The organism is Pseudomonas sp. D5(2026) (genome assembly GCF_057766845.1).
The window spans coordinates 2514423-2537390 of record NZ_CM173421.1 but is presented as its reverse complement, the minus strand read 5'-3'; the positions used below and the strand labels follow the sequence as shown (position 1 = coordinate 2537390).

Here is a 22968-nt window from a genome sequence, read left to right as displayed (position 1 = left end):
CAAGCCCCGCCCCTGAAGCGCACCCTGCCAGACGTCATCGCCATTGAACCCTGCCGCCCACTGCCACTCAACTCCATGCAAGCCATTTTTCATTCGCCCGCGACGAGGTGACACCATGAATGCTATCGACCTGCTGGTTCAAGACCATAAATTGGTCAAGAAGCTGTTGGAAGAGCTCAGTGCGACCACAGAGCGTGCCGTAAAGAAGCGCGCCGAACTGCTGCATCGCATCGAGCAGGAACTGCAGATCCACACCGCTCTGGAGGAGGACATTCTCTACCCGGCAATCAAGAAAGCCGGTGGTAAAGAGGAAGCCAAGATGTATTACGAAGCCAAGGAAGAACACCGGACTGTCGACGCCCTGGTGCTGCCCGATCTGCTACATACGCAAACAGGCACCCTTGAATTCGCCGGTCGGGTCAAGGTGATGAAGGAGCTGCTTGAGCATCACATCGAGGAAGAGGAAGAAGAGCTCTTTCCCACCGCGAAAAAGCTGCTCGGAAAAGACCAACTGGACGAGCTGGGGCTCGCCATGCAAGCCCAGAAAAAGCTACTGAAGGGTGAGCAACGGGCCGCGTGAATCAAAGGCGCCAGGCCAGGTCGGGCACGATCGACCCGGCCTGGCGCAATGGATTAATGTTTGGGACTCGCTTCGATGGAGAGCTGGATCGACTTGCTGGAGTGGCCGGCCATGCTGGTCACGGTGGTGGCAGCCTGGTGTATCGGGTCGCACCGTCCAGGACGGCGCATGGTGGGCTTCTGCTGTTTTATCGCCAGCAACATACTGTGGTCAGTCTGGGGGTGGCATGCCCAGGCCTGGGCTTTGATTGTGCTGCAGCTTGTGTTGTGCGTCATGAACCTGAGGGGATGGCGCAAGAATAAAAGCGCTTCAACGAAAGCGCAGGTCACACTTGCCGAGCATCCCTTCGCACCGCCTGAGGAGGGACGCCAAACCCACGGATGAACACCTCGCGCATGTGCCGGCGGTCCCTGAACCCGGTTTCCTTGGCCACCACCTCCAGGCTGTGCCGGCTCTGCTCGATCATCAGCCGGGCAGCCTCGAGCCGCAGGCCCTCGATGGCCTTGGCGGGTGATTGCCCGGTCTCGGCAGTGAATACACGGGTGAACTGCCGAGGGCTCAGGTGCGCCACCTGGGCCAGCTCTTCCACGCTCAATGGGCGGCTGAGGTGACCGCGCGCGTAATCCAGCGCGCTCTGGATACGGTCAGTCCTGGGCGACAGCGACAACAGTTCGGAGTGTTGCGACTGCCCACCAGAACGGCGTTGATGCATGACCATCTTGTGCGCCACCGACCTGGCCATCTCGTTGCCCAGATCCTTTTCCACCATGCCCAGGGCCATGTCCAGGGCGGCGGTCATGCCGGCGGACGTCCATATCGACCCATCGACGATGAAGATCCGGTCTTCCTCGACGTCGATTTTCGGGTGCAACTCACGCAACTTGTTCGCGTAGGCCCAGTGGGTTGTAGCACGCCGCCCATCCAGCACCCCGGCCTGTGCCAGTACGAAACAGCCGGTGCAAAGACCCGCAGTGCGCCGCGCAGCGTCGACGAAGCCCCGCACGCTGTCCAGCACCTCTTCACCGGGCGGCGTCAACGGCGTCAGCGTACCCGTCACCATCCAGGTGTCGGCCAGGCCAGGGGCGGCCAAAGGCAGCGTCTCGACAGACATCCCCAACGAGGAGCGCATCGTGCCGCCACCGACAGAGAAGTTCTCGAGCCTGTAAACCGCTTTGCCGGCGACGATGTTGGCAAACTCGAACACGGTTTGCGTTGCCAGGGACATGATCTGAAAGCCTTCGGTTAACAAATAGCCAACCCGGTGCATGGTTGAACCCCACTTAGCAATGTCCTGAAACACTACCATATACGTCCTTTAAGACAATAACCGTCTTCTGCATCATGGCTCCACCCACTCAAAGCAACGGAGTATCACCATGGCACAGGCATTCAAAGGCACCGCGCTTGTCACCGGCGCTTCCACCGGCATCGGTTCGCTCTACGCAGAGCAGTTGGCACGCCGCGGTTATGACTTGGTACTGGTGGCCCGCAACCGGGAGCGCCTTAACGCATTGGCGGGCCGGCTCACCACCGAAACCCAGCAGAATGTGGAAGTGTTCCCGGCCGACCTGGCCAATACAGATGACCTTGCCAAGGTAGAACGCAAACTGCGCGAAGATGCCAGCATCAGCATGCTGGTGAACAACGCCGGCATCGGCACCCATACCAGCCTGCTGGAAAGCGATGTCGAGCGCATGGCCGAAATGATCAGCCTGAACGTGACCGCCCTCACCCGCCTGACCTATGCGGCTGTACCCGGTTTTGTGGCGCGTGAGCGGGGGGCGATCATCAATATCTCGTCCATCGTCAGCCTGGCGCCAGAACTGCTCAACGGCGTCTACGGCGGCAGCAAGGCGTACGTCACTGCGTTCACCCAGTCCTTGAACAAGGAGCTGACGGGCAAGGGGGTGCAGGTGCAGGCGGTACTGCCCGGGGCCACCGCCACTGATTTCTGGCAAATCGGCGGCTTACCGGTCGAAAACCTCGACCCCGGCATCGTGATGTCGGCCCAGGACTTGGTGGACGGTGCGCTGCAGGACTTCGACAACGGGGTGCTGATCTCCTTGCCGTCAATGCAAGATCTGCAAGCCTTCGACCAATACGAAGCTGCCCGCCAGGCCTTGTTCGGCCAATTATCCAGCAACCAGCTTGCACCGCGGTACAGCGCCAGCTGACGGTTGCGCGTGAGGCGCTTACACTTGGTAACGAGCGCCTCACACCATTTTCACTGAAGGAGGGAAAGTCTTGCGCTATTTGGCCAGTTTATCGCCTTAATCGAAACGACTAGCCTGAGCTCACTTTTCCCCTACCCAAGAGGTTGCGCCAATGAAGGCTGTCGTTTACACCCAACCCGGTTTGCCGATCCAGGACCCGCAGTCGTTGTATGACGCGCAGTTGCCCGAACCCAAGCCGGGAGCCCGGGATCTGCTGGTCGAGGTAAAGGCCATTGCTGTCAACCCGGTCGACACGAAAATCCGCGCGAGCCGCGGCGGTGAGCAACCACAGGTTCTCGGCTGGGATGCGGTTGGCGTTGTTCGCGAGGTTGGGCCAGAGGTCACGTTGTTCCAACCTGGCGATGAGGTTTTCTACGCCGGGGCCATCGACCGTGCTGGCAGCTACAGCGAGCGCCATGTGGTGGACGAGCGTATCGTCGGACACAAACCCCGCAGCCTGGACAACGCCAGTGCCGCAGCCCTGCCCCTTACTTCCATCACCGCATGGGAGCTACTGTTCGACCGCCTGGGTATTGAGGAAAACGGGGGCCAGGGCCAAAGCCTTCTGGTGATCGGAGCCGCCGGCGGGGTGGGCTCGATCCTGGTCCAGCTCGCCAGCAAACTCACACAGCTGGTTGTCATCGGCACCGCTTCAAGGCCTGAAACCCAAGCCTGGGTCAAGGAGCTGGGGGCGCATCATGTCATCGATCACACCAAACCGATCCCCCATCAACTGGAAGCGCTGAAGCTGAACCCGGTCGATCATGTGATCAGCCTGACCCATACCGACACCTACCTCCCCCAACTGGTCGAAGTGCTTCGTCCACAAGGCAAGCTCGCGCTGATCGACGACCCGGCACAACTGGATGTCATGCCGCTCAAGCGCAAATCCCTTTCCCTGCACTGGGAGCTCATGTTCACCCGTTCGCTGTACCAGACCGAGGACATGATCAAGCAGCATCAACTACTCGATCGCATTTCACAGCTGGTCGATGATGGGGTGCTCAAGACTACCCTCGGCGAGCACTACGGCACCATCAACGCCGAGCACCTCAAACGCGCTCACGCCTTGATCGAGAGCGGGAAAGCACGCGGCAAGATTGTTCTGGAAGGCTTCTGATAGCGTTCCGGTTCCGAGGCAAGGCTCAGCTTTCATGACCACCCCGTACTCCGCTTCGCGAATGCACAAGCCGTGAACCATTACCTGAAAGGAACGTTTCACGGCGGCTGCCGGCATTCTCAAGGCTTTGCAGTGCGCCCTTTTTTCCATTGCGCCCTGGAGACACCTTCAGAGTAACCGGTGACACCGATCGCTACCTGCTGAATGCGGCCGCCATGCTGAAGGAAGGCCTCGACCTGCTCGCAGATGCGCACATGGGCTTTTTGGGCCGCGTTGGGGTACGTCTGGGACATGTTGGCCTCTCGGTTATGAGCCACTGAACGACAGTCACCCGAGCAGGCACTATACACCCTGCATTGCCATCAGGGCCTGAAGCCTGCCAAAACCCTGCTTTTGTCGACCGGAGGGGCCATGGCCATGCTGGGCTGCATGTGCCCACGCCCAAGAATGCTTGCCTGTACATATGGTAATACGTATATTCGGTTTTCCATATATTCAGGCGCCCCCATGATCACTCCGCCCGATGTCTTCAAGAGCCTCTCTGACGAAACCCGCGCTCGCGCCACCCTGCTTATCGCCAGCCTGGGCGAACTGTGCGTCTGCGAACTGATGTGCGCGCTGGACGACAGCCAGCCCAAGATCAGTCGCCATCTGGCACAACTGCGCAGCAATGGCATGCTGCTGGACCGCCGTCAGGGCCAGTGGGTGTATTACCGCCTGAATCCGGAGCTGCCTTCCTGGGTTCACGAGATGCTGCAGGTCACCTTGCAAGCCAATTCGCAATGGCTGGCAGACAACGCCCTTCGGCTGAAGAACATGGACGGCCGCCCCGTTCGTGATTCGGCCTGCTGCTGATCATCACCAAGCGAGATATTCATGCTGCCCGCCATTGCTGTCTTCGTGTTCACCCTCATATTGGTCATCTGGCAGCCCAAGGGGCTCGGGGTTGGCTGGAGCGCCGCGCTAGGCGCCCTCATTGCCCTGGCTACAGGCGTGGTTTCGCTGCATGACATCCCTGCCGTATGGGCCATTGTCTGGAACGCCACCGCCACGTTCATCGCGATCATCATCATCAGCTTGCTGCTGGATGAGGCAGGTTTCTTCGAATGGGCCGCATTGCATGTGGCGCGCTGGGCAAACGGCGGTGGCTACCGCCTGTTCGCCTTCTGCGTACTGCTCGGCGCCGCTGTATCGGCCCTGTTCGCCAACGACGGTGCGGCGCTGATCCTCACCCCCATCGTCATGTCGATGCTGCTCGCGCTGCGCTTCTCACCTGCTGCGACACTGGCCTTTGTCATGGCAGCAGGCTTCATTGCCGACACGGCAAGCCTGCCGCTGGTGGTTTCCAACCTGGTCAACATCGTCTCCGCCGACTACTTCGGCCTGGGCTTCGCCGAATACGCATCGGTGATGGTGCCGGTGAATATCGCCAGCGTGGCGACCACCCTGCTGGTGCTTTTTCTGTTTTTCCGTCGTGATATCCCCAAGCAGTACGCGCTCGATGCGCTGAAGGCGCCGAGCGAGGCAATTCATGACCACGCCACCTTCAAAGTCGGTTGGTGGGTGCTGCTGGTGTTGCTTGCAGGCCTGTTCGTACTGGAACCTCTGGGCATCCCGATCAGTGCGGTGGCCGCCGTCTGCGCCGCAATCCTCTTTGCCGTGGCCGCTCGTGGTCACCGCATCTCAACCCGTCGCGTGCTGCGGGAAGCGCCGTGGCAGGTGGTGATCTTTTCTCTGGGCATGTACCTGGTGGTGTACGGCCTGAAGAACGCCGGCCTTACGGACATGCTCACCCATCTGCTGGACTGGCTTGCCGGGCAGGGACTGTGGAGCGCGGCCATTGGCACCGGGTTGATCTCCGCGCTGCTGTCCTCAGTCATGAACAACATGCCCAGCGTGCTGATCGGCGCATTGTCGATCCAGGCCAGCGGCGCAGAGGGCCTGGTACGTGAGGCGATGATCTACGCCAATGTCATCGGCTGCGACCTTGGCCCGAAAATCACCCCGATCGGCAGCCTCGCCACGCTGCTTTGGCTGCATGTGCTGGCGCGTAAAGGCATGCGCATCACCTGGGGTTACTACTTCAAGGTCGGCCTGCTGCTCACGGTACCGGTTTTGCTGATCACCCTTTCTGCTCTGGCACTGCGCCTGAGCCTCTGACGTTCGCCACCCAGCGGAGGAGCCCTCCATGCGAGTCCTGTTCATGTGCACGGCCAACAGCTGCCGCAGCATCCTTTCCGAAGCAATGTTCAACCACCTGGCACCGCCCGGTTTCGAGGCGGTCAGCTCTGGCAGCTTCCCCAAGGGCCAGGTGTTGCCACGCAGCCTGAGCACGTTGCAGCAAGCCAATATCTCGACCAAGGGCCTGAGCAGCAAAGGCAACGATGCGTTCGAGGGCAACCCGCCTGACATCGTCATCACCGTCTGCGACAAGGCCGCGGGCGAAGCCTGCCCGGTGTATTTCGGCCCTGCGCTGAAGTCGCATTGGGGGCTGGAAGACCCGTCCGATGTCGTGGGTGACGAAGCTTCGGTCGATGCGGCGTTCCGGGCCACACTGGCCCGCATCGAATCTCGCTGCCAGGCCTTCTTCGCACTGCCGTTCGATCAACTCGACCGCGCGCAGCTCAAGCACGCGCTGGATCGCATCGGCTCGCTTTGAACAGGAAAAATACATGTCCGAGCAACTGCCTAACCTCGACCTCACGCTGTTCGACCTGCCACCTTCGGCAACCCCGACCAGCGAACACAAACCACGTATCCTGCTGCTGTACGGGTCTACCCGAGAACGCTCCTTCAGTCGCTTGCTGGTAGAAGAAGCCGCACGCCTACTGGAGCACCTCGGTGCCGAAACCCGCACCTTCGACCCGTCGGGCCTGCCGCTGCCTGACGATGTACCCGTAGAGCATCCCAAAGTGCAGGAGCTGCGTGACCTGGTGCAGTGGTCAGAAGGCCAGGTGTGGTGCTCGCCGGAGCGCCATGGGGCGATGTCGGCGGTGTTCAAGGCACAGATTGACTGGATTCCCTTGGCGCTGGGTGCGCTGCGTCCCACCCAAGGCAAGACCCTGGCCGTGATGCAGGTGTGCGGCGGCTCGCAGTCGTTCAACGTGGTCAACCAGTTGCGCGTGCTGGGCCGCTGGATGCGGATGTTCACCATCCCGAACCAGTCTTCGGTTCCCAAGGCTTATCTGGAGTTCGACGACGCCGGACGGATGAAGCCATCGCCCTACTACGATCGGGTGGTTGATGTCATGGAGGAGCTGGTGAAGTTCACCGTCCTGCTACGCGACCGTCAGGCATTCCTGGTGGACCGATATTCAGAACGCAAGGAAAGCGCCGAGCAGCTATCTGAGCGGGTCAATCAGCGATCAATCTGAAGCAACCTCGGTTCAAGACAGTGGAAACGACAGGGTAGCGGCCAGCCCGCCAGCCGATCTGTTTTCAAGACGTACCTGCCCACCCATGCGGCCGATGATGGTCGCGACGATGGAGAGCCCGAGGCCAGCACCATTTGGGCTATTGCGGCTATAAAAGCGTTCGAATACACGGGACAGGCTCTCCTCATCGATACCCGTCCCTTCATCCTCGACGACCAGTTCGACGCTGCTGTCCAGGCGCCGCAGTGACACGGCTATGCGCCCACCAGGCGGTGAGTGTTCTACCGCGTTGGACACAAGGTTCTGTAGCGCAATGCCCAGCGCGCCAGCGTCGATCTGCAGGTGGTGGTCCCCTTCGTCGATGTCCAGCGAGGGTTCCAGGCCACGGTCCAGTATCCATGGCGCCAGTTCAGCCAGGGTTTCGGTGACGACTTCGGCAAGGTCGACCCGGGTGCTGGCTCGCTGCCCCAGTTTTGGCTCAACGCGGGCCAATGTCAGCAACTGGTTGACCACCCGTGTCAGCCTATCGACCCCGCCCACAAGAAAGCCCAAGGCTTTCTCGCGCTCGGCATCATTGCTGGCGGCCAGCGCGTTCTGCGCGTGCAGCCGCAGTACGGCCAGAGGCGTACGCATTTCGTGGGCAGCATCGGCAATGAAGCGATGTTCACGTCGCAGCAGATCGTCGATTTGCGCCAGCAGGCGATTGATGGCCGCCTGCATGGGCTCCAGTTCAGTGGGAAGCGGTACCAGTTGCAGCGGCTCCAGCGAATCGGCATGGCGCCTGCGGATGACATTGGCCATGTTCTGCAGTGGCCGTAGCCCCCAGCCGATCGCAGCCCACACCAGCAGTGCCAATGCCAGGCTGCCAAGCAGGAACGGGAACAGCGTGTGGCGAACGATGCGGTCGATCAGGTCGTAGCGCACATCATCACGCTCACCCACCCATATAAGCCAGTGTTTTTCCGGCACCGGCAAAACGAAACCGCGCCATTGTTCACCACCACTGGAAAAGTCGTAGAACCCTGGAGCAGTGGGTGGTGGGTCAATTGACGGCGCACTGGGTGTATGTACCAGCAATGCCATGCCTTCACCCCAGACCTGGAACGCCAGCTTGCTTTCGTAAGGGTGGCCCACCTGGTGCCGCCCCGCTTTGCCCAAGGCATCGTTGAAGGCCTGATACAGCGCCTCACGCGAGCCCTCTTGTACCGGCATGCTCATGACGCCTTGCAGCAAACGCGCATTCTGGGCGAGATGCGCGTCATACACCTCGTTAATTTCGTGGCTGCTGTCATGGTAGTTATAGAGCGCAAGCAGGCCGGTGCCGAGTAGCAGCAAGAGCATCACACGCCACAGCGTACGCTGGCGTAGCGAGCTCATGCCTTGACCTCGACCAGATAGCCAATGCCGCGCACCGTGCGAATCAGGCCGTTGAACAGCTTCTTGCGCAGGTGGTAGATGTTCACCTCCAGCGTGTTGCTCTCCGGCTCTTCATCCCAGCCATACAGCAGTTGAGTCAGGCGTTCACGCGTGAATACCTTGCCGGGATGTGCCAGCAACTCATGCAGCAGCACATACTCTTTGGGGGTGAGCACAACTTCGACGCCATTGTAGTGCACTTGCTGGGTGGCCGGGTCCAGGCTGACCCCGGCATGCTCGATCAGCACCTTGGCGCGCCCTACGCTGCGCCGCAGCAAGGCGCGCAAGCGCGCCTTGAGCTCGTTGAGGTCGAAAGGCTTGACCAGGTAATCATCGGCGCCGGCATCCAGGCCGGCAATGCGATCATCGAGAGCATCCCGCGCGGTGAGGATCAGCACCGGCAAGCTGTCGCCGCCTGCGCGTAATCGCCTGAGTAGCTCGATGCCATCCATACGGGGCAATCCAAGATCCAGGATCAGCAGGTCGAAGGTCTCGTGTTGCAGCGCATGCAAGCCACTGACACCGTCACACAACCAGTCGAGGGTGTACCCCTCCTGGCGTAAGCCGTCGCAAATCCCCTCCCCCAGTGCAATGTCATCCTCAACCAGCAACAGCCGCATGTTCAGTCCTGTTTGTCCTTGATGGCCTTGAGTAAAGCATCGATATCGGCACGCCGGCCCTGGTCAGCCAACTCACGCCCCGGCCGGGGCGGTGCCTGCAAGGCTTTCTGCAGGGCTGCGGTAGCTTCAGGGTAGCGCTTCTGCCGATACAGATGATCAGCCCAGAAATAGTTGCTGTCGATACCGTTGGGGTTGATCTGCAAGGCTTTGCGCAGCATCTTGTCGGCCATTTCGGTATCACCGAAACCGATAGGCCAGCCTGGCACCTGATCATACAGCGTACCCAGGCTGGTGTAGGCCGAACCTTGCAGCGCGTTGGGCTCCAGCTTCATGGCCTGCTCCAGGCTGGCTTTCGCCGCCTTGACCTTGCCCAGTGCACTGAGGCCACCCGTCGCCCCCGCCCAACTGCTGTTGATGATGCCCTCCCAGATCAAGGGTTCAGGTGTGCCGGGATACTGATGAACAAATGTTGCTGCATCGCCTGCCAGCTTTTCGAAGGCGTCGGCACGCTTGTCCTTGGGCATTTGGTACTGAATCTGCGCCCAGCGCTGCTGCAAATCGCTCAGGCGCTGGCTGCCTGCCTGGTCCAAAGCCCAGGTGAAGGGTGCGAATGCCAGCAAGCTGGCAATGAACAGACGCTTCATTTGTTCGACTCCTTGGAATGGCTGCCGATATAGCGGCGAATGACAGGCAGTTGCTTGCGCAGTGCGCGATCGACCATGCCCGGCAACATGCCGTTGATACGCACGAAGAGCTTTTCCGGCCACCCCAGATAAAGCTCGGTGCGCTCGGATTGCACCGCCTGAAGCACAGCACGAGCGACGTCCGCAGGGTCGTCCATGCCAACTTTCAGCGCTTGATTGAGCGCAGTCGCGGCGCTGCTGTTCATCGTTGTACGGGTTGCCCTTGGGGCGGCATACAGCACGTTCACCGTGGTATCGGCCAACTCGCGGCGCAGCGCTTCCGAAAAACCACGCAGCGCAAACTTGCTGGCGCAGTAGGTGGCGTAGCCGGGGTAGCCGATCGAGCCATAGGTTGACCCGACATTGACCACCAACGCCTTGGGCTGAGCGCGCAGCAACGGCAGGCAGGCGCGTGTCAGTTGCAAAGGCGCCTTCAGATTGATGTCCAATAGCTCGTCCAGCGCATGCTCATCCAGCTGGTCGAGCAGAGCGAAGCGATTCACGCCAGCCGCGTTGATCAGCACATTGACAGCCCCCATCTCGCGTGCCCGCTCGATGACGTGTTCGCGCCCTGACTGGCTGCGCAGGTCGGCTTCCTGCCAGCGCAGACGATCAGGGTACCGGTTCATCAGGCCAGCCAGCTTGCCCATATGCCGGCTGACCGCCAACACCTGGGCACCGGCAGCGCAGAGCTGTTCAGCCAGTTCCAGGCCTATGCCCCCACTGGCGCCGGTGAGGATCACCACGGACTCAGCCAAACGCATGGTGCACCTCTTGCTGCCCGACACGCGGCAAGCCCTGGAACATCTCGGTATACAAGCGGTAGACGACCTTGGCCGCGTGGAGGACGGCCTGCTGGTCACCGGCATCGTCGAGGCGGTCCATCAACTGTTTGTAGGTCACCATGTGGTCCTGATCGAGCGCACCGTGCGAGCTAAGGTAGCTGAACGCCTGGTCAGGCAGTGCCAATGTGTTCTGGATAACGCCCGCCGCCTGGGTGGCCAGGGCGATGCTGGTGCCTTCGAGCACGTTGACCATGCCGAACAACCCGACCGGGTTGCCGCGTGCGATCAAGTCGTACAGGTAGGCAACCATCAGCTCGATGGATTGCACCGGCTGGCCATCGCGCACGGCCTCCCAGTCACCGCCGCACGCTTTGATGTCGTTGAGGATCCACTGTTCGTGGCCGTATTCCTCCTCGATGTATTCGCAGACCGCGCCGCGCAGCCACTCCAGCCGTAGCGGCAATCGTGCCCCACAGGCCATCATCAGCGGCACGGTATGGCGCACATGGTAATAAGCCTGAGTCAGGAACGCGACGTAGCTGTCCAGGCTGACCTGGCCGGCCAGGGCCTCGCGGATCACCGGTACGGCGAACAGCGCCTGACGCTCTTGGGCGGTTTGTACTTGCAGGGTGTCGAAAAAGGACATTGTGAACCTCACAACGAGATGTCGGATAACAGGGTGTGGTAACGCTGCAAGATCGCCTCACGTCGCGGGCGGCCATTGGCAGTCAAGGTTTCGTCAAGCGTGCTCAGAGGCACAGGTAAACGGCGCCAGGCGTGTACCCGGGCGTAATCGGGCAACCGCGCGTTGCATTGCTGTACGGCCTGTTCGATGGCCTCGTCGCTGATGCCGGGATCCAGGGGCCAGAGCAAGGCAAGGTTGTTTGGCAGGGCTTCGCCATGCACGAAAGCCTGGGCGATCACGCCACTTTGGCTCAGCTCGGCTTCCACCCACTCCGGGTTGACGTTGCGCCCGAAGCTGGTAATGAACTGGTGCTTCTTGCGGCCATCCAGATACAGGTAGCCCTCCTCATCGAGGTGGCCTACATCGCCTGTTGCCCACCACTGCCCGGTTACAGGCGGCTCTCCCAGGTAGCCCAGCAATATCGAGCCGGCCACCAGAACTTCGCCATCCTCGGCGATGCGCACCTGCACATGCGGCAACGGCTTGCCAACGCTCCCCGGGCGTACAGCCCCTGTGCGATTGAGCGCCACTACCGAGGCGCACTCGGACAAGCCGTAACCTTCGAACACCGGCAAACCGACCGCCTCGGCCCGCGCGAGCAGGCTTGGCGATACCCGAGCACCGCCTACCGCCACCAAACGCAGTGGGCCGACCCGCATCAGGCCACGCTCGATCGCTGTCACCAACCCCATCAGCAGCTGCGGCACCAGGATCAGGCTCTGCGCACCACTGAGGGCGATTGCGCCCAGCAGGCGCTTGAAGTCGACCTGGCTTGCCCCTCCCATCCCCAACTGCTGCTGTGGATAGAGCTGCACACAAGCGCCAGCCATGAGCGCAGCGTAGACGCCCAGGTTTTCCAGCAAAACCCCCAGTGGCAGTACCGCCAGGTATCGCTGCGGCTCGGCTGGGCGGCTGGCGGCCTCCAGCTCATGCGCCACACGCAGCATGGTTTCAGCGCTCAGGCACACGCCTTTGGGCGTGCCGGTGCTACCGGAGGTGTAAGTGATCTTGGCAGTGCCCTCAGGCAGCGCCGGGGCGGCAACACTGTCACGCAGCCAGACATTCGCTGGTGCCTGCTGGTCAAAGCCAAGCGCAGTGAGCTGATCAGCCCACTGCGCCTCGCACACGACCGCCGTCACTCCGCTTTGCTGCAAGCAGTGCTGGAACTGGGCTGCGCTGAAAAACGACGGCACTATCACACTGGCACGTTCAGCGAACAGCGCCGCCAGATCCCAGAATAGCGCTTCGGGCCCGTTATCCAGCACCACGGCGAAGGTTCCCGCAGGTTGGTTGCGCAGGCTGGCCGCGCGAGATTGGACTTCGTCAAGCAGTTGCTGGTAGGTGTAACGCTGCGCATCTCCCTGGACGGCCACGGCGTCAGGATGTTCCACGGCGTGCTGGCGCAACAGTGCCTGAAAGGCAGTCAGTTCATGCCGCATGGCCGGTCTCCAGGGCTAACATGGGAAACCCAAGCCGCTCGAACATGCCCGCCTGCTTCAGGGCATCGAAGCCAAAGCCTATGTTGCCGGCAAATACCTGTGGTCGCTGGTCGTAGTAGGTCCCCCACTGGTCCACTTGGCCCTGCATGCGAGCAGGATCCGCTGAGGCCAGAACAGTGGGCACCAGCCCCAGTCGCCGGAAACTGTTGAACAGTGTCGCGGCGCCCGTGAATGCCACCCACTCCAAACCGCGCATGGCCAGCAACCACGTCACGGCGATGATCATTATTCGAGCGCTGCCGGCGCTGAGCGAGGCCAGGTTGCCTACTTCTACCATGCAGTTGCGATCCGGTGAGGCACCGGTTACCCGTGAAACAGCAGATTCCAGAGGCTCGTCCAGATACCGCTCAAGGAAGAGCGGCCCTTCGCTGGCCGGTCGCATGCCTGCCGCCGCGATCAGGCGACCGTGGCTACCCTGCAAGGCAAGCAGTTCCGGCAGGTAATGCTGCACATCCGCCTGGTGCACGCTGGCAAAGCGCTCGTGGATGAAGTGCTCCAGCTCGCCGCGCCCTTGATCGTCGCTGAGGTGAAGAGAAAGATGCGCCTGATGATCGGCATGGCTACCGATGGGTAACGGAAGCAAACTGTGCCATTGATGAGACTGAGTCATGAAATTTCCCCGCCTGGGTGCGACGGAGGGAATTATCAGGGCCGAATCTGAATGCAATCTGAAGTCGACTACCGTCGAAGCGCATCAGCCAGGCATTCGTTCATGTGCTGGATTGACTATGACCGAGCACGACGCGTACCCAGCTCGATCCAGACGGGTGCATGGTCGCTGGCCTTGGCCTCGTTACGCACCCACGCATCGACACCCGCCCGTTTCAGATAAGGCGCAAGCTCGGGGTTGAGCAACAGATGATCGATTCGCAACCCGGCATTGCGCGCCCAGTGGTTACGGAAATAGTCCCAGAAGGTGTAGACACGCTCGTCCGGGTACAGATGGCGTATGGCATCGAGCCAGCCCTGGTCAAGCAGTCGTTGGTAACACGCTCGCGACTCAGGTTGCAGCAATGCGTCCTTCATCCAGGAACGCGGGTTATAGATGTCCATGTCAGTGGGCACGACATTGAAATCCCCTGCCAGCAGCGTGGGGTGGCCACTTTCATAGAGGCTGCGTGCATGCTTGATCAGGCATTCGAACCAGTGCAGCTTGTAATCGAACTTGGGCCCGGGCTGCGGGTTGCCGTTCGGCAGGTAGAGGCACGCGACCAATACCCCGTGTGCCGCAGCTTCCAGATAGCGGCTCTGGCCGTCCTCTTCCATGCCGGGCAAGCCGCGGCGAACCTCAAGCGGATCGCTGCCCCGCACCAGAATGGCCACGCCGTTCCATGACGGTTGCCCATGATGAAGGCTGCCATAGCCTGCCGCCTCAAGCTCCGCACGAGGGAACTGCTGATCGGCCGCCTTCAGCTCCTGCAGGCAGGCGATGTCAGGTTGCTCCCGCTCCAGCCAGGCCAAGAGCGCCGGCAGACGGCTGCGGATGCCATTGATGTTGAAGGTGGCAATCTTCAGCGCTTTCATGCGTCCGGGTCGCTCACATGGGCCTGCACGGCATCTTCCAGCGCGCGGATATGCGCTTCATCGGCCAGCGCCTTGAGCGCCAACCAGTCGTCCCAGTCGATGGCACCGTCGTCGCGCAGGGCCTCGGCAGTGCGGAGCAGTTCATGGTGGTAGGCATCCGGTGACTCGCGCCGGTAACTGATGTCGTCGTACTGGGCGTACCAGGCTTCAAGCTCGGGAATGTTGCGTTCGATGCTCATGAAAGCGTCCTCGCCGTACCCTTTGCTTGTCAGAACCCGGGCACAGCGCGACGTTCAATCAGGTGTCACTGAAAGTAATGGGGATACAGTGCCATGTCGCTCTCCAGTTTGTCCGCATCGGCTGCCCTCTTGCGCACTTCGGCATAAAAAAGCTGGCACTGGTTCTGAAACCTTGTGAAATCGCGGTTGGCGGTTTCAATGGCACTGCTCAGGTCGATGCCCTCAAGGCCTTCGACAAGCCGCTGTGACAAGGTATACGCCTGCCAGCAGGCTTCAACCTGCTGCAGCCCCTTTGCAAGGTTCTCGGTGTCGATAGTCGCCATTGCAGCACCCTCTTTGGACCGAGCATGGTCCGTCGGTGTGAATCGCCAGAGCGACGATATCGGGATGAAGCCTGTAACGACGCGCTTCGGCTGAGAGCGTAGACCATTCCAGCGCAGATGACGCAGGGTCAACGCAGATAGTCCTGAACCCACTTCACCCAACAATCAGCGCCAATCTTCACCAACGCATCATTGAAATCGTAGTGGGGGTTATGCACCGAGCAACCATGGAACTCGCCCGTGCCATTGCCCAGCATGAAGTAACAGCCAGGCCGCGCCTGCAACATGTAGGCAAAGTCTTCGGTGCCCATGACCTTCTTGGGCATCTTGTCCAGCAGCGCGCCGTCGGCGAACAACGGCCTCAGGCTTTCACGCAGCAACGCACTTTCGTCATCGCTGTTGCACAAGGCGGGCGCCAGTTGGGTGAATTGCACGTCGATCTCCACGCCAAAGCTTTCAGCGTGCCCCTTGGCCAGGGCGTCAATGCGGCTGTTGATCTTCTGCTGGGTCTGGGCCGTGTCGGTGCGCACGCTCAGCAACATGCAGGCCTCGTCAGGGATGATGTTGTAGACAGTGCCGGCCTGGATCATGCCGATGCTGATCACGGCGTAGTCCTCGACGCTGAGGTTGCGCGACTTGATGGTCTGGATACCACTGATCAGGCTGTTCAACGCCATCACCGGGTCTACCGACAGTTCCGGCATCGCCCCATGCCCGCCTTTGCCGGTAATCCGAATGCTGACACGCTCGGAGGACGCCATGGTTGGCCCCGCCTGCACCACGCAAGTGCCCACCGGCAGGCCGGGCATGTTATGCAGCGCATACACCGAGTCGCACGGAAAGCGCTCGAACAGGCCGTCGTCGATCATCGCCTTGGCCCCCGCCAGGCCTTCCTCGTCGGGCTGGAATATCACGTTCAACGTGCCGTTGAACTGGCGTGTAGCCGCCAGTTGCGCAGCGGCTGCCAGCAGGATCGCGGTATGCCCGTCATGGCCACAGGCATGCATGCGGCCGGGGATCTTGCTGGCATGCGCAAACGCATTCTTTTCGCCCATGGGCAGTGCGTCCATGTCTGCACGCAAACCGATGCTGCGCGGGTTGTCCCCCACTTTCAGCACGCCGACCACACCATGCCCGCCCACATTGCGATGCACTTCGTAGCCCAAAGCTTGCAGCTTGTCGGCTACCAGGGCCGCCGTATCCGGGGTGTCGCCGCCAATTTCCGGCGCAGCGTGGATCTGCCGGCGCAGCATGACGAACTCTTCCAGCTCGGCGGCTGAGCCCGGTGTTTGATTGCTCTGCAAAATACCCATATCACTCGCATCCTTTGTTTTCGGGGAAGTACCTGAGGCAGGCCAGGCTTACAACACCGCCGGCCAGCAAAAAGTAGGCAGGCGCCAACGGCGTGCCCAGCGCTGCAATCAACCAGGTGGCCACCAACGGCGAAAAGCCACCGAACAAGGTCACACCCAGGCTGTAGCTGACCGAGGTGCCGAAGGACCGCCTGGCTTTCGGGAAGCCCTCCATGATCAGCGCGAAGAACGCACCGGCACCGATACAGGTCGGCAAGATCAGGATCGCCACGCCCATCATGGCCAGGCCCATGTGCTGCACGTGCCCAAGCAGATAGAACACTGGCAGGGTCAACACCACCGGCGCGGCGACCGTCCACACCAGCAGGCGTTTTCTGAGCTGATACTTGTCGGCGAATTTGCCGGCCAACGGGCAGATGACTGCCATGCAGCCGCTACTGATACAGGCAATCGCCATGGCGCTGCCGGGTGGGTAATGCAAGGCCGTGGTCAGGTAGGTCGGCATGTAGAACACGAACAGGTACATGCCAATGGTCGAGCTGGCCATCAGGCCGATGCCTTGGGCGATGCGTTTGAGCAGTTCGGCATCCAGCCCCTGCTCCCCTTTCTGCGCCGGTGCGGCCTCATGGGTTTCCGGCAAACGCGTGCGTATATACCAACCGACCGGCCCGATCAGCAGGCCAAAAATGAACGGTATGCGCCATCCCCAGCTTTCCAGCGCCGCGGGGTCGAGCAACTGGCTGAGGGCCAGGCCAAAGCCGGCCCCCACCAAGGCGGCATAGCCCTGGCTGGCGGCCTGCCAGCTGACGCTCTGGCAGCGATTGCCGACCGCACTGGATTCCATCAGGAACACTGACGCGGTACCGACCTCCCCGCCAGCCGACATGCCCTGGATGAGCCGGCCGGTCACCAGCAACAGCGTGGCGAAAATCCCGATCTGTGAATACGTGGGCGCAAAGGCAATCATTGCGGTGCCCAGGGTCATCAGCCCGATGGTCAGGCTCAAAGCTGCCTTGCGTCCATGCCGGTCAGCATAGCGACCGATGACCATCGCCCCGACCGGACGCATCAGAAAACCGACACCAAAGGTGGCCAGCGACATCAACAATGACGCCATTGCCGAGTCGGAGGGAAAGAAATGCTTGCCGATCAGTACAGCGAAGAAGCTGTAGATCGTGAAGTCGTACATTTCCAGCGCATTGCCCAGCGAGCAGGCGATCAAGGTTTTACGGGAGGACGATACCTGCGCGGCTGAATGCGCACCCTTTTGCAGGCTTGGCGATGTGGGGAGCGGTCTGATCATTGTTATCTCCGTTGGCAAATCGCGGCGTGCAGCGAATATCAGCCAATCGGGCACTCAATACACTTGCAGTTTCGGCATAGGGATAACCAATGGTTAATTAACCGGAACGATCGTTGGCCAAATTGCCCTGCGCTGGCGCACAGTTCGCCCTTGCTCCGCACGCGGCCCCAAAAACGCCCACAAATCAGCAGCCGTAGCGCAGCGTTGACGCTTGTTCGAAGCCCGTCTAAAACGGATGCGCTCGCCAATCCACATGCCGCGCCGGTCCTTGATTAACCAAACGGCATGACCTGACCGAATAAGCAATCACGCTGCAACGTTCTGTTCACCGACGCTAGCGCCACCACATCACTGTGCTGGCCAGGAGTCGTGAATGAACACTCGCACTACGTCGTTGCTGTTGATGATCCAAGGGGCTTGCCTTGCTGCGCAGGCACAGGCAGAGGGTTTTCCGACGATCGCTCGGATAGCACCGGGTTTTGGTTACTACGGGCTGGATCACGGCTTCGATGACAAGCTCAAGGTTTACGGCACCGTGGATGCATTCGCCAGCTATCACGATTCGCAGCACCACACGGGTTCCAAGCTGGCCGGTGGCGGCGCCTGGACCAACAAGCTCGGGCTGTACGCGCGCAAGGGGCTTGGCCCCTATACCGTCGTGGAACTTGACGTCGAGGAGGGCTTCAACCTCAATGGCGAGGCCCTGGAGGGCACCTGGGACACCGTCGGTAACCTGCGCCTGGCAACAGTCGCCCTACGCTCGCGCACCCTGGGCAAGCTCGAGTTCGGCAAGACCTACAGCATGGGCACGCCCACCTATGCCGACCCGTTCCTGGCCACCTATGGCTCGCCTTACACCTACCTGGCCCTGCCTGCCGCCGGCAAGGGCGCCTTCTACCTTGACCTGCGCCCCAAGCACACCCTGGCCTACACCAGCCCGACCCTCAGCGGCTTCAGCCTCGGTACCGCGCTAAGCTTCGGCTTCGACGATGCCGCCAGCTCGGGGCGCACCGTGCGTGGCGGTGGTGCCCGGCTGCAATACCGCAACAGCCGGGTGATTGCGCTGGCCTCCTACAACCGCTACTACAGCGACCCATGGGACGACGGCGGCGTCTCACGCCAGACCGCCAACGATTTCAAGAGCCTGTCGGCGTTCTACGATTTCGGCCCGCTGGCCACCAGCCTCACCTGGCAACGCCAGGACGTGGACCAGGCCGGCACACCCAGCACCACACTGTACACATTCGGCATGATGACGCCGGTGGGCGAACTGGACGTGCTGCGCCTGGCGGTGATGCAACGCCAGGTCAGCGCCCGCGACAAGGACGCCTGGGGTGTGATGATCGGCTATGACCACTTCATCAACCCCCGCTGGGCCATTTATGGACGCCTCGGCATGATCGCCAACCAACGCGCCTCGTCGGTCACCTACGCCGGCACCCCGGTGGAGCAGGCTGGCGATAACCCAGGCAACGTCTCGCTAGGCATGTACTACCACTTCTGAAACCACGGGGCGGGTCTGCTTGAGCACCTGCCCGCGCAAGCTGTGGAACAGCTCCTGGGCAGGTGCCGTGAGGCTGTGGCGGTCAATGCAGACCAGGTTGATGGGGTAATCCGGAATCAACTCCTGCACCGCCATGGCTACGAACTCGCAATCGATACCGTAGGTAAACCCTTGGTCCACCGCCAGTTCGCTGATGGTCATCAACGATTCAGTGTTCTTCAACAGCTTCAGCGCCATCATCACTGACGTACATTCAACGGTGTTCTGCGGCACCCGAAGGCCGTTGGCTTCGAACAATTGGTGAAACTGCGAAGCCTGGTCGGACAACTCGTCCAGGCTGATCCAAGGTGCGTATTGCAAGGTGCGCAGTGACTGGCTGAACTTCTGCTGATTCGACGCATGGCAAATCACCGTGCCCTTGATACTGCCCAGTGCCTCCCAGTCCAGGTTCAGCCGACTCAGCGGTTGCTGCGAAGTAATGGCAAAGTCCAGGCTGCCATCGCGCAAGCGCTGCAGGATCTGACTGGGGCGCAAGTCGGTGATGGTGATCTTCACCCGCGGGTACTTGCGCCGAAAGGCCAGAATGCTTTCATCGACGCCATCGAGCATCGCCGTCAACGACGTAACCCCGATCGACACGGCGCCCAGCGCCGCATCCTGAATGCTCGCCGCTTCGATCTGCAGGCGGCGTATGCTCTCTACCACGAGGTTGGCATGGCGGATGACACGCTTGCCTTCGTCGGTAAGGGCCATGCCTTTGTGCGACCGCTGCAACAGGGTAAACCCCACCTCTCGCTCCAGCTCCTTGATCGAACGGCTCAGTGCGGGCTGAGTAATGTGCATGAGCTTGGAGGCTTCGAGGATGCTGCCTGCGTTATGAATGGCGACCAGCGCCCGGAGTTGGTGAAGTTTCAACCGTCTGTACCTTGTTGTTAGCGGCCGGTTCGAAAGGTGTTCTGGCAGCCCTGACAGTCGTTGTCGGCAAGGCCTGAAAGGTATGGCTAACGCAACACAGCCAGCATGCTGGCCGCATCGCTGACCTCGAACTTGCCGGGGCTTTCAACCGCAATGTACTTGACTATCTGGTCGTCGACCAACATCGCATACCGCTGCGAGCGCCGCCCCAAACCGCGTGCCGAAAGGTCCTGGGTCAGGCCCAGCGCCTCGCTGAATTCGCCATTACCATCGCCGATCATTTTCACCGCGTCCCCGACCTGCAAGCTATTGCCCCAGGCGTTCATGACAAAGGCATCGTTCACCGAGATGCACAGGATTTCGTCAATGCCAGCCGCAAACAACGCAGGGGCCGCCGTTACATAACCGGGAACATGACGTTCAGAGCACGTAGGCGTGAATGCACCCGGCAACGCGAAGATGAGCACCTTCTTGTGCTTGCAACGCTCGCGAAGGGAAAAGGCATTCGGGCCGATCGCGCAGGCGCCTGCGTCGTTGTTGTATTGATAAAGGGTAACGTCGGGCAATTGATCGCCGGTTTTGATCATCGCTGTCTCCTGGGTGAGGTGAAGGCCAGGCAGCCATGATGCCGCAGTCGACCAGGCAACGCATCATGAGCAGAGCTAAAAAAACTGTGAAATAACTTCAATATCATTCATGCCGCGCCCCGCCTAGGATACACCTCAATCAAACACATCAAGATTACGCTGTGAACGACTCAGCCTACGCAACTGACAAGCACTGAGTTGCTCACACTCAGGCATCTGGAAGCCGTCACCATGAATAAAGCGCCAACATTCACCGTCAAGCGCATTGCGTTCGACGAACATTATCGCCCTGCCGAAAATACCCGCATCACGACCAACTTCGCCAATTTGGCACGGGGTGCAAACCGCCAGCAAAACCTGCGCAACACCTTGACGATGATCAATAACCGTTTCAATGCGCTGGCGCACTGGGACAACCCCGAACATGATCGCTACCGCGTAGAGCTGGATATCATATCGGTGGAAATGAACCTTGAAAACGCGCAGTACGGCAATGCCCTGCCACTGATCGAAATATTGAAAACCTATATTGTCGACCGCAAGAACAATACTCGCCTCGAAGGCATGGCAGGCAACAACTTCTCCTCGTACGTACGCGATTACGACTTCAGCGTCGTGTTACTGGAGCATAACAAGCATCGGTCGACCTTCAGCACACCTGATCATTTCGGCGAGCTGCATGGCAACCTGTTCAAGTGCTTCGTCAACTCGCAAACCTACCAGGAGCATTTCAGCAAACCACCGGTTATCTGCCTGAGCGTATCGAGCAGCAGGACTTACCTGCGCACCGAAAATCAGCACCCTGTGCTAGGTGTTGAATACCAGCAGGATGAATACTCGCTGACAGATGAATACTTCAAGAAAATGGGCTTGAAGGTGCGCTATTTCATGCCGCCGAACAGCGTCGCCCCGCTGGCGTTTTATTTTGCCGGTGACTTGCTCGCTGACTACACCGACCTTGAGCTGATCAGCACCATCAGCACCATGGACACCTTCCAGAAGATCTACCGCCCCGAGATCTACAACGCCAATTCGCCTGCAGGCAAGGCCTACCAGCCCAGCCTGAACAACCAGGACTACTCGCTCACGCGCATTGTCTACGACCGGGAAGAGCGCAGCCGCCTGGCAATCGAGCAGGGCAAATTTGCCGAGGAGCAATTTGTCAAACCCTACCAGGCCACACTAGCGCAATGGTCCGCTCAATACCCACGTTGAACATTCAAAGCACAAGGTCACTGTTCATGAACACATTGCTACCCACCTCCACGGCCGGCAGCCTGCCTAAACCCGCCTGGCTTGCTCAACCCGAAACACTTTGGTCACCGTGGAAGTTGCAAGAAGAGCAACTGATCGAAGGTAAACAGGATGCCTTGCGCCTGGCCTTGCAAGAACAACAACACGCCGGTATCGACATCGTCAGTGACGGCGAACAAACCCGCCAGCACTTTGTCACCACGTTTATCGAGCACCTCAGCGGTGTTGATTTCGAACAACGGAAAACCGTCAGAATCCGTGATCGCTACGATGCGAGCGTACCGACGGTGGTGGGTGCTGTCGCTCGACAAAAACCGGTGTTTGTCGAAGATGCCAAATTCTTGCGCCAGCACACCACACAGCCGATAAAGTGGGCGCTGCCCGGCCCCATGACCATGATCGACACACTGTATGACAACCACTACAAAAGCCGCGAGAAACTGGCCTGGGAATTCGCCAAGATTCTCAATCAGGAAGCCAGAGAACTGGAAGCTGCGGGCGTAGACATCATTCAGTTCGATGAACCGGCATTCAATGTTTTCTTTGACGACGTGAATGACTGGGGCGTGGCTACCCTGGAAAGGGCCATCGAGGGCCTCAAGTGCGAAACGGCCGTCCATATTTGCTATGGCTATGGCATCAAAGCCAACACCGACTGGAAAAAGACCCTCGGTTCAGAATGGCGGCAATATGAACAGGCCTTCCCCAAACTGCAGCAGTCCAGCATCGATATCATTTCGCTGGAATGCCATAACTCGCATGTTCCGATGGACCTGCTCGAGCTGATTCGCGGCAAGAAAGTCATGGTCGGCGCCATCGATGTGGCCACCCATGTCATTGAAACACCCGAACAGGTCGCCGCCACCCTGCGCAAGGCACTGCAATTCGTCGATGCCGACAAGCTCTACCCTTGCACCAACTGCGGCATGGCGCCCCTGCCTCGCCAGGTAGCCAGCGGCAAGCTCAAGGCGTTGAGTGCAGGCGCGGCCATCGTCCGTCAGGAACTCGCTAACGCACGCTGAAATGAATGC

At 60.3% G+C, this 22968-nt stretch carries 27 protein-coding genes; 11 read left to right on the top strand and 16 right to left on the bottom strand.

What is annotated here, in order from left to right; all coding sequences use genetic code 11:
• Positions 1-115: 115 nt before the first annotated feature.
• Together AC3B5Q_RS11615 and AC3B5Q_RS11610 are read left to right on the top strand one after the other, a co-directional pair.
• On the top strand, positions 116-580 hold the full coding sequence (locus tag AC3B5Q_RS11615) for a PA2171 family ribosome-binding persister protein (protein ID WP_021782279.1): 465 nt from the start codon (positions 116-118) through the stop codon (positions 578-580).
• Between the two features lie 123 nt (positions 581-703).
• Positions 704-964 carry a hypothetical protein gene (locus tag AC3B5Q_RS11610; RefSeq protein WP_230849522.1) on the top strand — a complete coding sequence of 87 codons (261 nt, stop codon included), beginning with the start codon at positions 704-706 and terminating at the stop codon, positions 962-964.
• On the opposite strand, the gene AC3B5Q_RS11605 is transcribed toward AC3B5Q_RS11610, so the two are convergent.
• Positions 906-1847 carry a GlxA family transcriptional regulator gene (locus AC3B5Q_RS11605; RefSeq protein ID WP_103444847.1) on the bottom strand — a complete coding sequence of 314 codons (942 nt, stop codon included), beginning with the start codon at positions 1845-1847 and terminating at the stop codon, positions 906-908. The two genes, AC3B5Q_RS11610 and AC3B5Q_RS11605, sit on opposite strands and share 59 nt — an antisense overlap.
• 109 nt (positions 1848-1956) lie before the next feature.
• Between AC3B5Q_RS11605 and AC3B5Q_RS11600 the strand changes: the two genes are divergently transcribed.
• Both AC3B5Q_RS11600 and AC3B5Q_RS11595 read left to right on the top strand, forming a co-directional pair.
• Positions 1957-2754 (top strand): SDR family NAD(P)-dependent oxidoreductase, encoded by a 798-nt coding sequence (locus AC3B5Q_RS11600; protein WP_021782276.1) that lies wholly within the window; start codon positions 1957-1959, stop codon positions 2752-2754.
• A 151-nt stretch (positions 2755-2905) separates the two neighbouring features.
• Positions 2906-3913, top strand: a complete 1008-nt coding sequence (locus AC3B5Q_RS11595; RefSeq protein WP_021782275.1) for a zinc-binding alcohol dehydrogenase family protein — start codon at positions 2906-2908, stop codon at positions 3911-3913.
• 119 nt (positions 3914-4032) lie between these two features.
• Here AC3B5Q_RS11595 and AC3B5Q_RS11590 read toward each other — a convergent pair whose 3' ends face one another.
• Positions 4033-4206 carry a hypothetical protein gene (locus AC3B5Q_RS11590; RefSeq protein ID WP_021782274.1) on the bottom strand — a complete coding sequence of 58 codons (174 nt, stop codon included), beginning with the start codon at positions 4204-4206 and terminating at the stop codon, positions 4033-4035.
• Between the two features lie 214 nt (positions 4207-4420).
• Here AC3B5Q_RS11590 and AC3B5Q_RS11585 point away from each other — a divergent pair, with 214 nt between their 5' ends.
• The 4 genes from AC3B5Q_RS11585 to arsH are packed head-to-tail and all read left to right on the top strand — an operon-like array spanning position 4421 to position 7287.
• Entirely contained in the window at positions 4421-4768 is a 348-nt protein-coding gene (locus AC3B5Q_RS11585) for a metalloregulator ArsR/SmtB family transcription factor (RefSeq protein WP_021782273.1), read from the top strand.
• A 21-nt stretch (positions 4769-4789) separates the two neighbouring features.
• Complete coding sequence (locus AC3B5Q_RS11580) at positions 4790-6073, top strand: arsenic transporter (protein WP_021782272.1); 1284 nt, start codon at positions 4790-4792, stop codon at positions 6071-6073.
• A 28-nt stretch (positions 6074-6101) separates the two neighbouring features.
• Positions 6102-6572: an arsenate reductase ArsC gene (locus AC3B5Q_RS11575; protein ID WP_021782271.1), complete on the top strand. Its 471-nt coding sequence runs from the start codon at positions 6102-6104 to the stop codon at positions 6570-6572.
• A 13-nt stretch (positions 6573-6585) separates the two neighbouring features.
• A complete protein-coding gene (arsH, locus tag AC3B5Q_RS11570; protein ID WP_103444544.1) occupies positions 6586-7287 on the top strand; it encodes an arsenical resistance protein ArsH in 702 nt (233 codons plus the stop codon).
• A gap of 12 nt (positions 7288-7299) precedes the next feature.
• Here the strand turns inward: arsH and AC3B5Q_RS11565 are convergent, their stop codons facing one another.
• The 12 genes from AC3B5Q_RS11565 to AC3B5Q_RS11510 all read right to left on the bottom strand — a co-directional run bounded on the left by AC3B5Q_RS11565 (position 7300) and on the right by AC3B5Q_RS11510 (position 17677).
• Positions 7300-8664 (bottom strand): sensor histidine kinase, encoded by a 1365-nt coding sequence (locus AC3B5Q_RS11565; protein WP_021782269.1) that lies wholly within the window; start codon positions 8662-8664, stop codon positions 7300-7302.
• Positions 8661-9323, bottom strand: a complete 663-nt coding sequence (locus AC3B5Q_RS11560; protein WP_021782268.1) for a response regulator — start codon at positions 9321-9323, stop codon at positions 8661-8663. The genes AC3B5Q_RS11565 and AC3B5Q_RS11560 overlap by 4 nt, the downstream gene beginning before the upstream one ends.
• A gap of 2 nt (positions 9324-9325) precedes the next feature.
• Entirely contained in the window at positions 9326-9967 is a 642-nt protein-coding gene (locus AC3B5Q_RS11555) for a hypothetical protein (RefSeq protein ID WP_103444545.1), read from the bottom strand.
• Complete coding sequence (locus AC3B5Q_RS11550; protein ID WP_103462402.1) at positions 9964-10770, bottom strand: SDR family oxidoreductase; 807 nt, start codon at positions 10768-10770, stop codon at positions 9964-9966. The genes AC3B5Q_RS11555 and AC3B5Q_RS11550 overlap by 4 nt, the downstream gene beginning before the upstream one ends.
• The gene (locus AC3B5Q_RS11545) at positions 10757-11437 is read right to left on the bottom strand and encodes an iron-containing redox enzyme family protein (protein WP_021782265.1); all 681 of its coding nucleotides are present in this window, start codon (positions 11435-11437) and stop codon (positions 10757-10759) included. Before AC3B5Q_RS11545 ends, AC3B5Q_RS11550 begins: the two co-directional genes overlap by 14 nt.
• Positions 11438-11445: 8 nt before the next feature.
• Positions 11446-12915, bottom strand: a complete 1470-nt coding sequence (locus tag AC3B5Q_RS11540; RefSeq protein WP_488393090.1) for an AMP-binding protein — start codon at positions 12913-12915, stop codon at positions 11446-11448.
• Positions 12905-13585 carry a thermostable hemolysin gene (locus AC3B5Q_RS11535; RefSeq protein WP_028697243.1) on the bottom strand — a complete coding sequence of 227 codons (681 nt, stop codon included), beginning with the start codon at positions 13583-13585 and terminating at the stop codon, positions 12905-12907. The genes AC3B5Q_RS11540 and AC3B5Q_RS11535 overlap by 11 nt, the downstream gene beginning before the upstream one ends.
• A 116-nt stretch (positions 13586-13701) precedes the next feature.
• Complete coding sequence (gene xth, locus AC3B5Q_RS11530) at positions 13702-14499, bottom strand: exodeoxyribonuclease III (protein WP_021782261.1); 798 nt, start codon at positions 14497-14499, stop codon at positions 13702-13704.
• The gene (locus AC3B5Q_RS11525; RefSeq protein ID WP_021782260.1) at positions 14496-14738 is read right to left on the bottom strand and encodes a hypothetical protein; all 243 of its coding nucleotides are present in this window, start codon (positions 14736-14738) and stop codon (positions 14496-14498) included. Before AC3B5Q_RS11525 ends, xth begins: the two co-directional genes overlap by 4 nt.
• Positions 14739-14803: 65 nt before the next feature.
• A complete protein-coding gene (locus tag AC3B5Q_RS11520) occupies positions 14804-15061 on the bottom strand; it encodes a hypothetical protein (RefSeq protein ID WP_021782259.1) in 258 nt (85 codons plus the stop codon).
• Positions 15062-15189: 128 nt separating this feature from the next.
• On the bottom strand, positions 15190-16374 hold the full coding sequence (locus AC3B5Q_RS11515) for a M20 aminoacylase family protein (RefSeq protein WP_021782258.1): 1185 nt from the start codon (positions 16372-16374) through the stop codon (positions 15190-15192).
• A gap of 1 nt (position 16375) precedes the next feature.
• Positions 16376-17677, bottom strand: coding sequence for an MFS transporter (locus AC3B5Q_RS11510; RefSeq protein ID WP_103462399.1), 1302 nt, complete (start codon positions 17675-17677; stop codon positions 16376-16378).
• A 373-nt stretch (positions 17678-18050) separates the two neighbouring features.
• Between AC3B5Q_RS11510 and AC3B5Q_RS11505 the strand changes: the two genes are divergently transcribed.
• Positions 18051-19181 (top strand): porin, encoded by a 1131-nt coding sequence (locus tag AC3B5Q_RS11505; protein ID WP_488393089.1) that lies wholly within the window; start codon positions 18051-18053, stop codon positions 19179-19181.
• Here AC3B5Q_RS11505 and AC3B5Q_RS11500 read toward each other — a convergent pair.
• Positions 19158-20096: a LysR family transcriptional regulator gene (locus AC3B5Q_RS11500; protein WP_021782255.1), complete on the bottom strand. Its 939-nt coding sequence runs from the start codon at positions 20094-20096 to the stop codon at positions 19158-19160. The two genes, AC3B5Q_RS11505 and AC3B5Q_RS11500, sit on opposite strands and share 24 nt — an antisense overlap.
• An 86-nt stretch (positions 20097-20182) precedes the next feature.
• Positions 20183-20683 carry a peroxiredoxin gene (locus AC3B5Q_RS11495; RefSeq protein ID WP_021782254.1) on the bottom strand — a complete coding sequence of 167 codons (501 nt, stop codon included), beginning with the start codon at positions 20681-20683 and terminating at the stop codon, positions 20183-20185.
• A 231-nt stretch (positions 20684-20914) separates the two neighbouring features.
• Between AC3B5Q_RS11495 and AC3B5Q_RS11490 the strand changes: the two genes are divergently transcribed.
• Both AC3B5Q_RS11490 and AC3B5Q_RS11485 read left to right on the top strand, forming a co-directional pair.
• Complete coding sequence (locus tag AC3B5Q_RS11490) at positions 20915-21898, top strand: DUF1852 domain-containing protein (RefSeq protein ID WP_021782253.1); 984 nt, start codon at positions 20915-20917, stop codon at positions 21896-21898.
• Positions 21899-21924: 26 nt separating this feature from the next.
• Positions 21925-22959, top strand: a complete 1035-nt coding sequence (locus tag AC3B5Q_RS11485) for a methionine synthase (protein ID WP_103462395.1) — start codon at positions 21925-21927, stop codon at positions 22957-22959.
• The last annotated feature ends 9 nt before the right edge of the window (positions 22960-22968 follow it).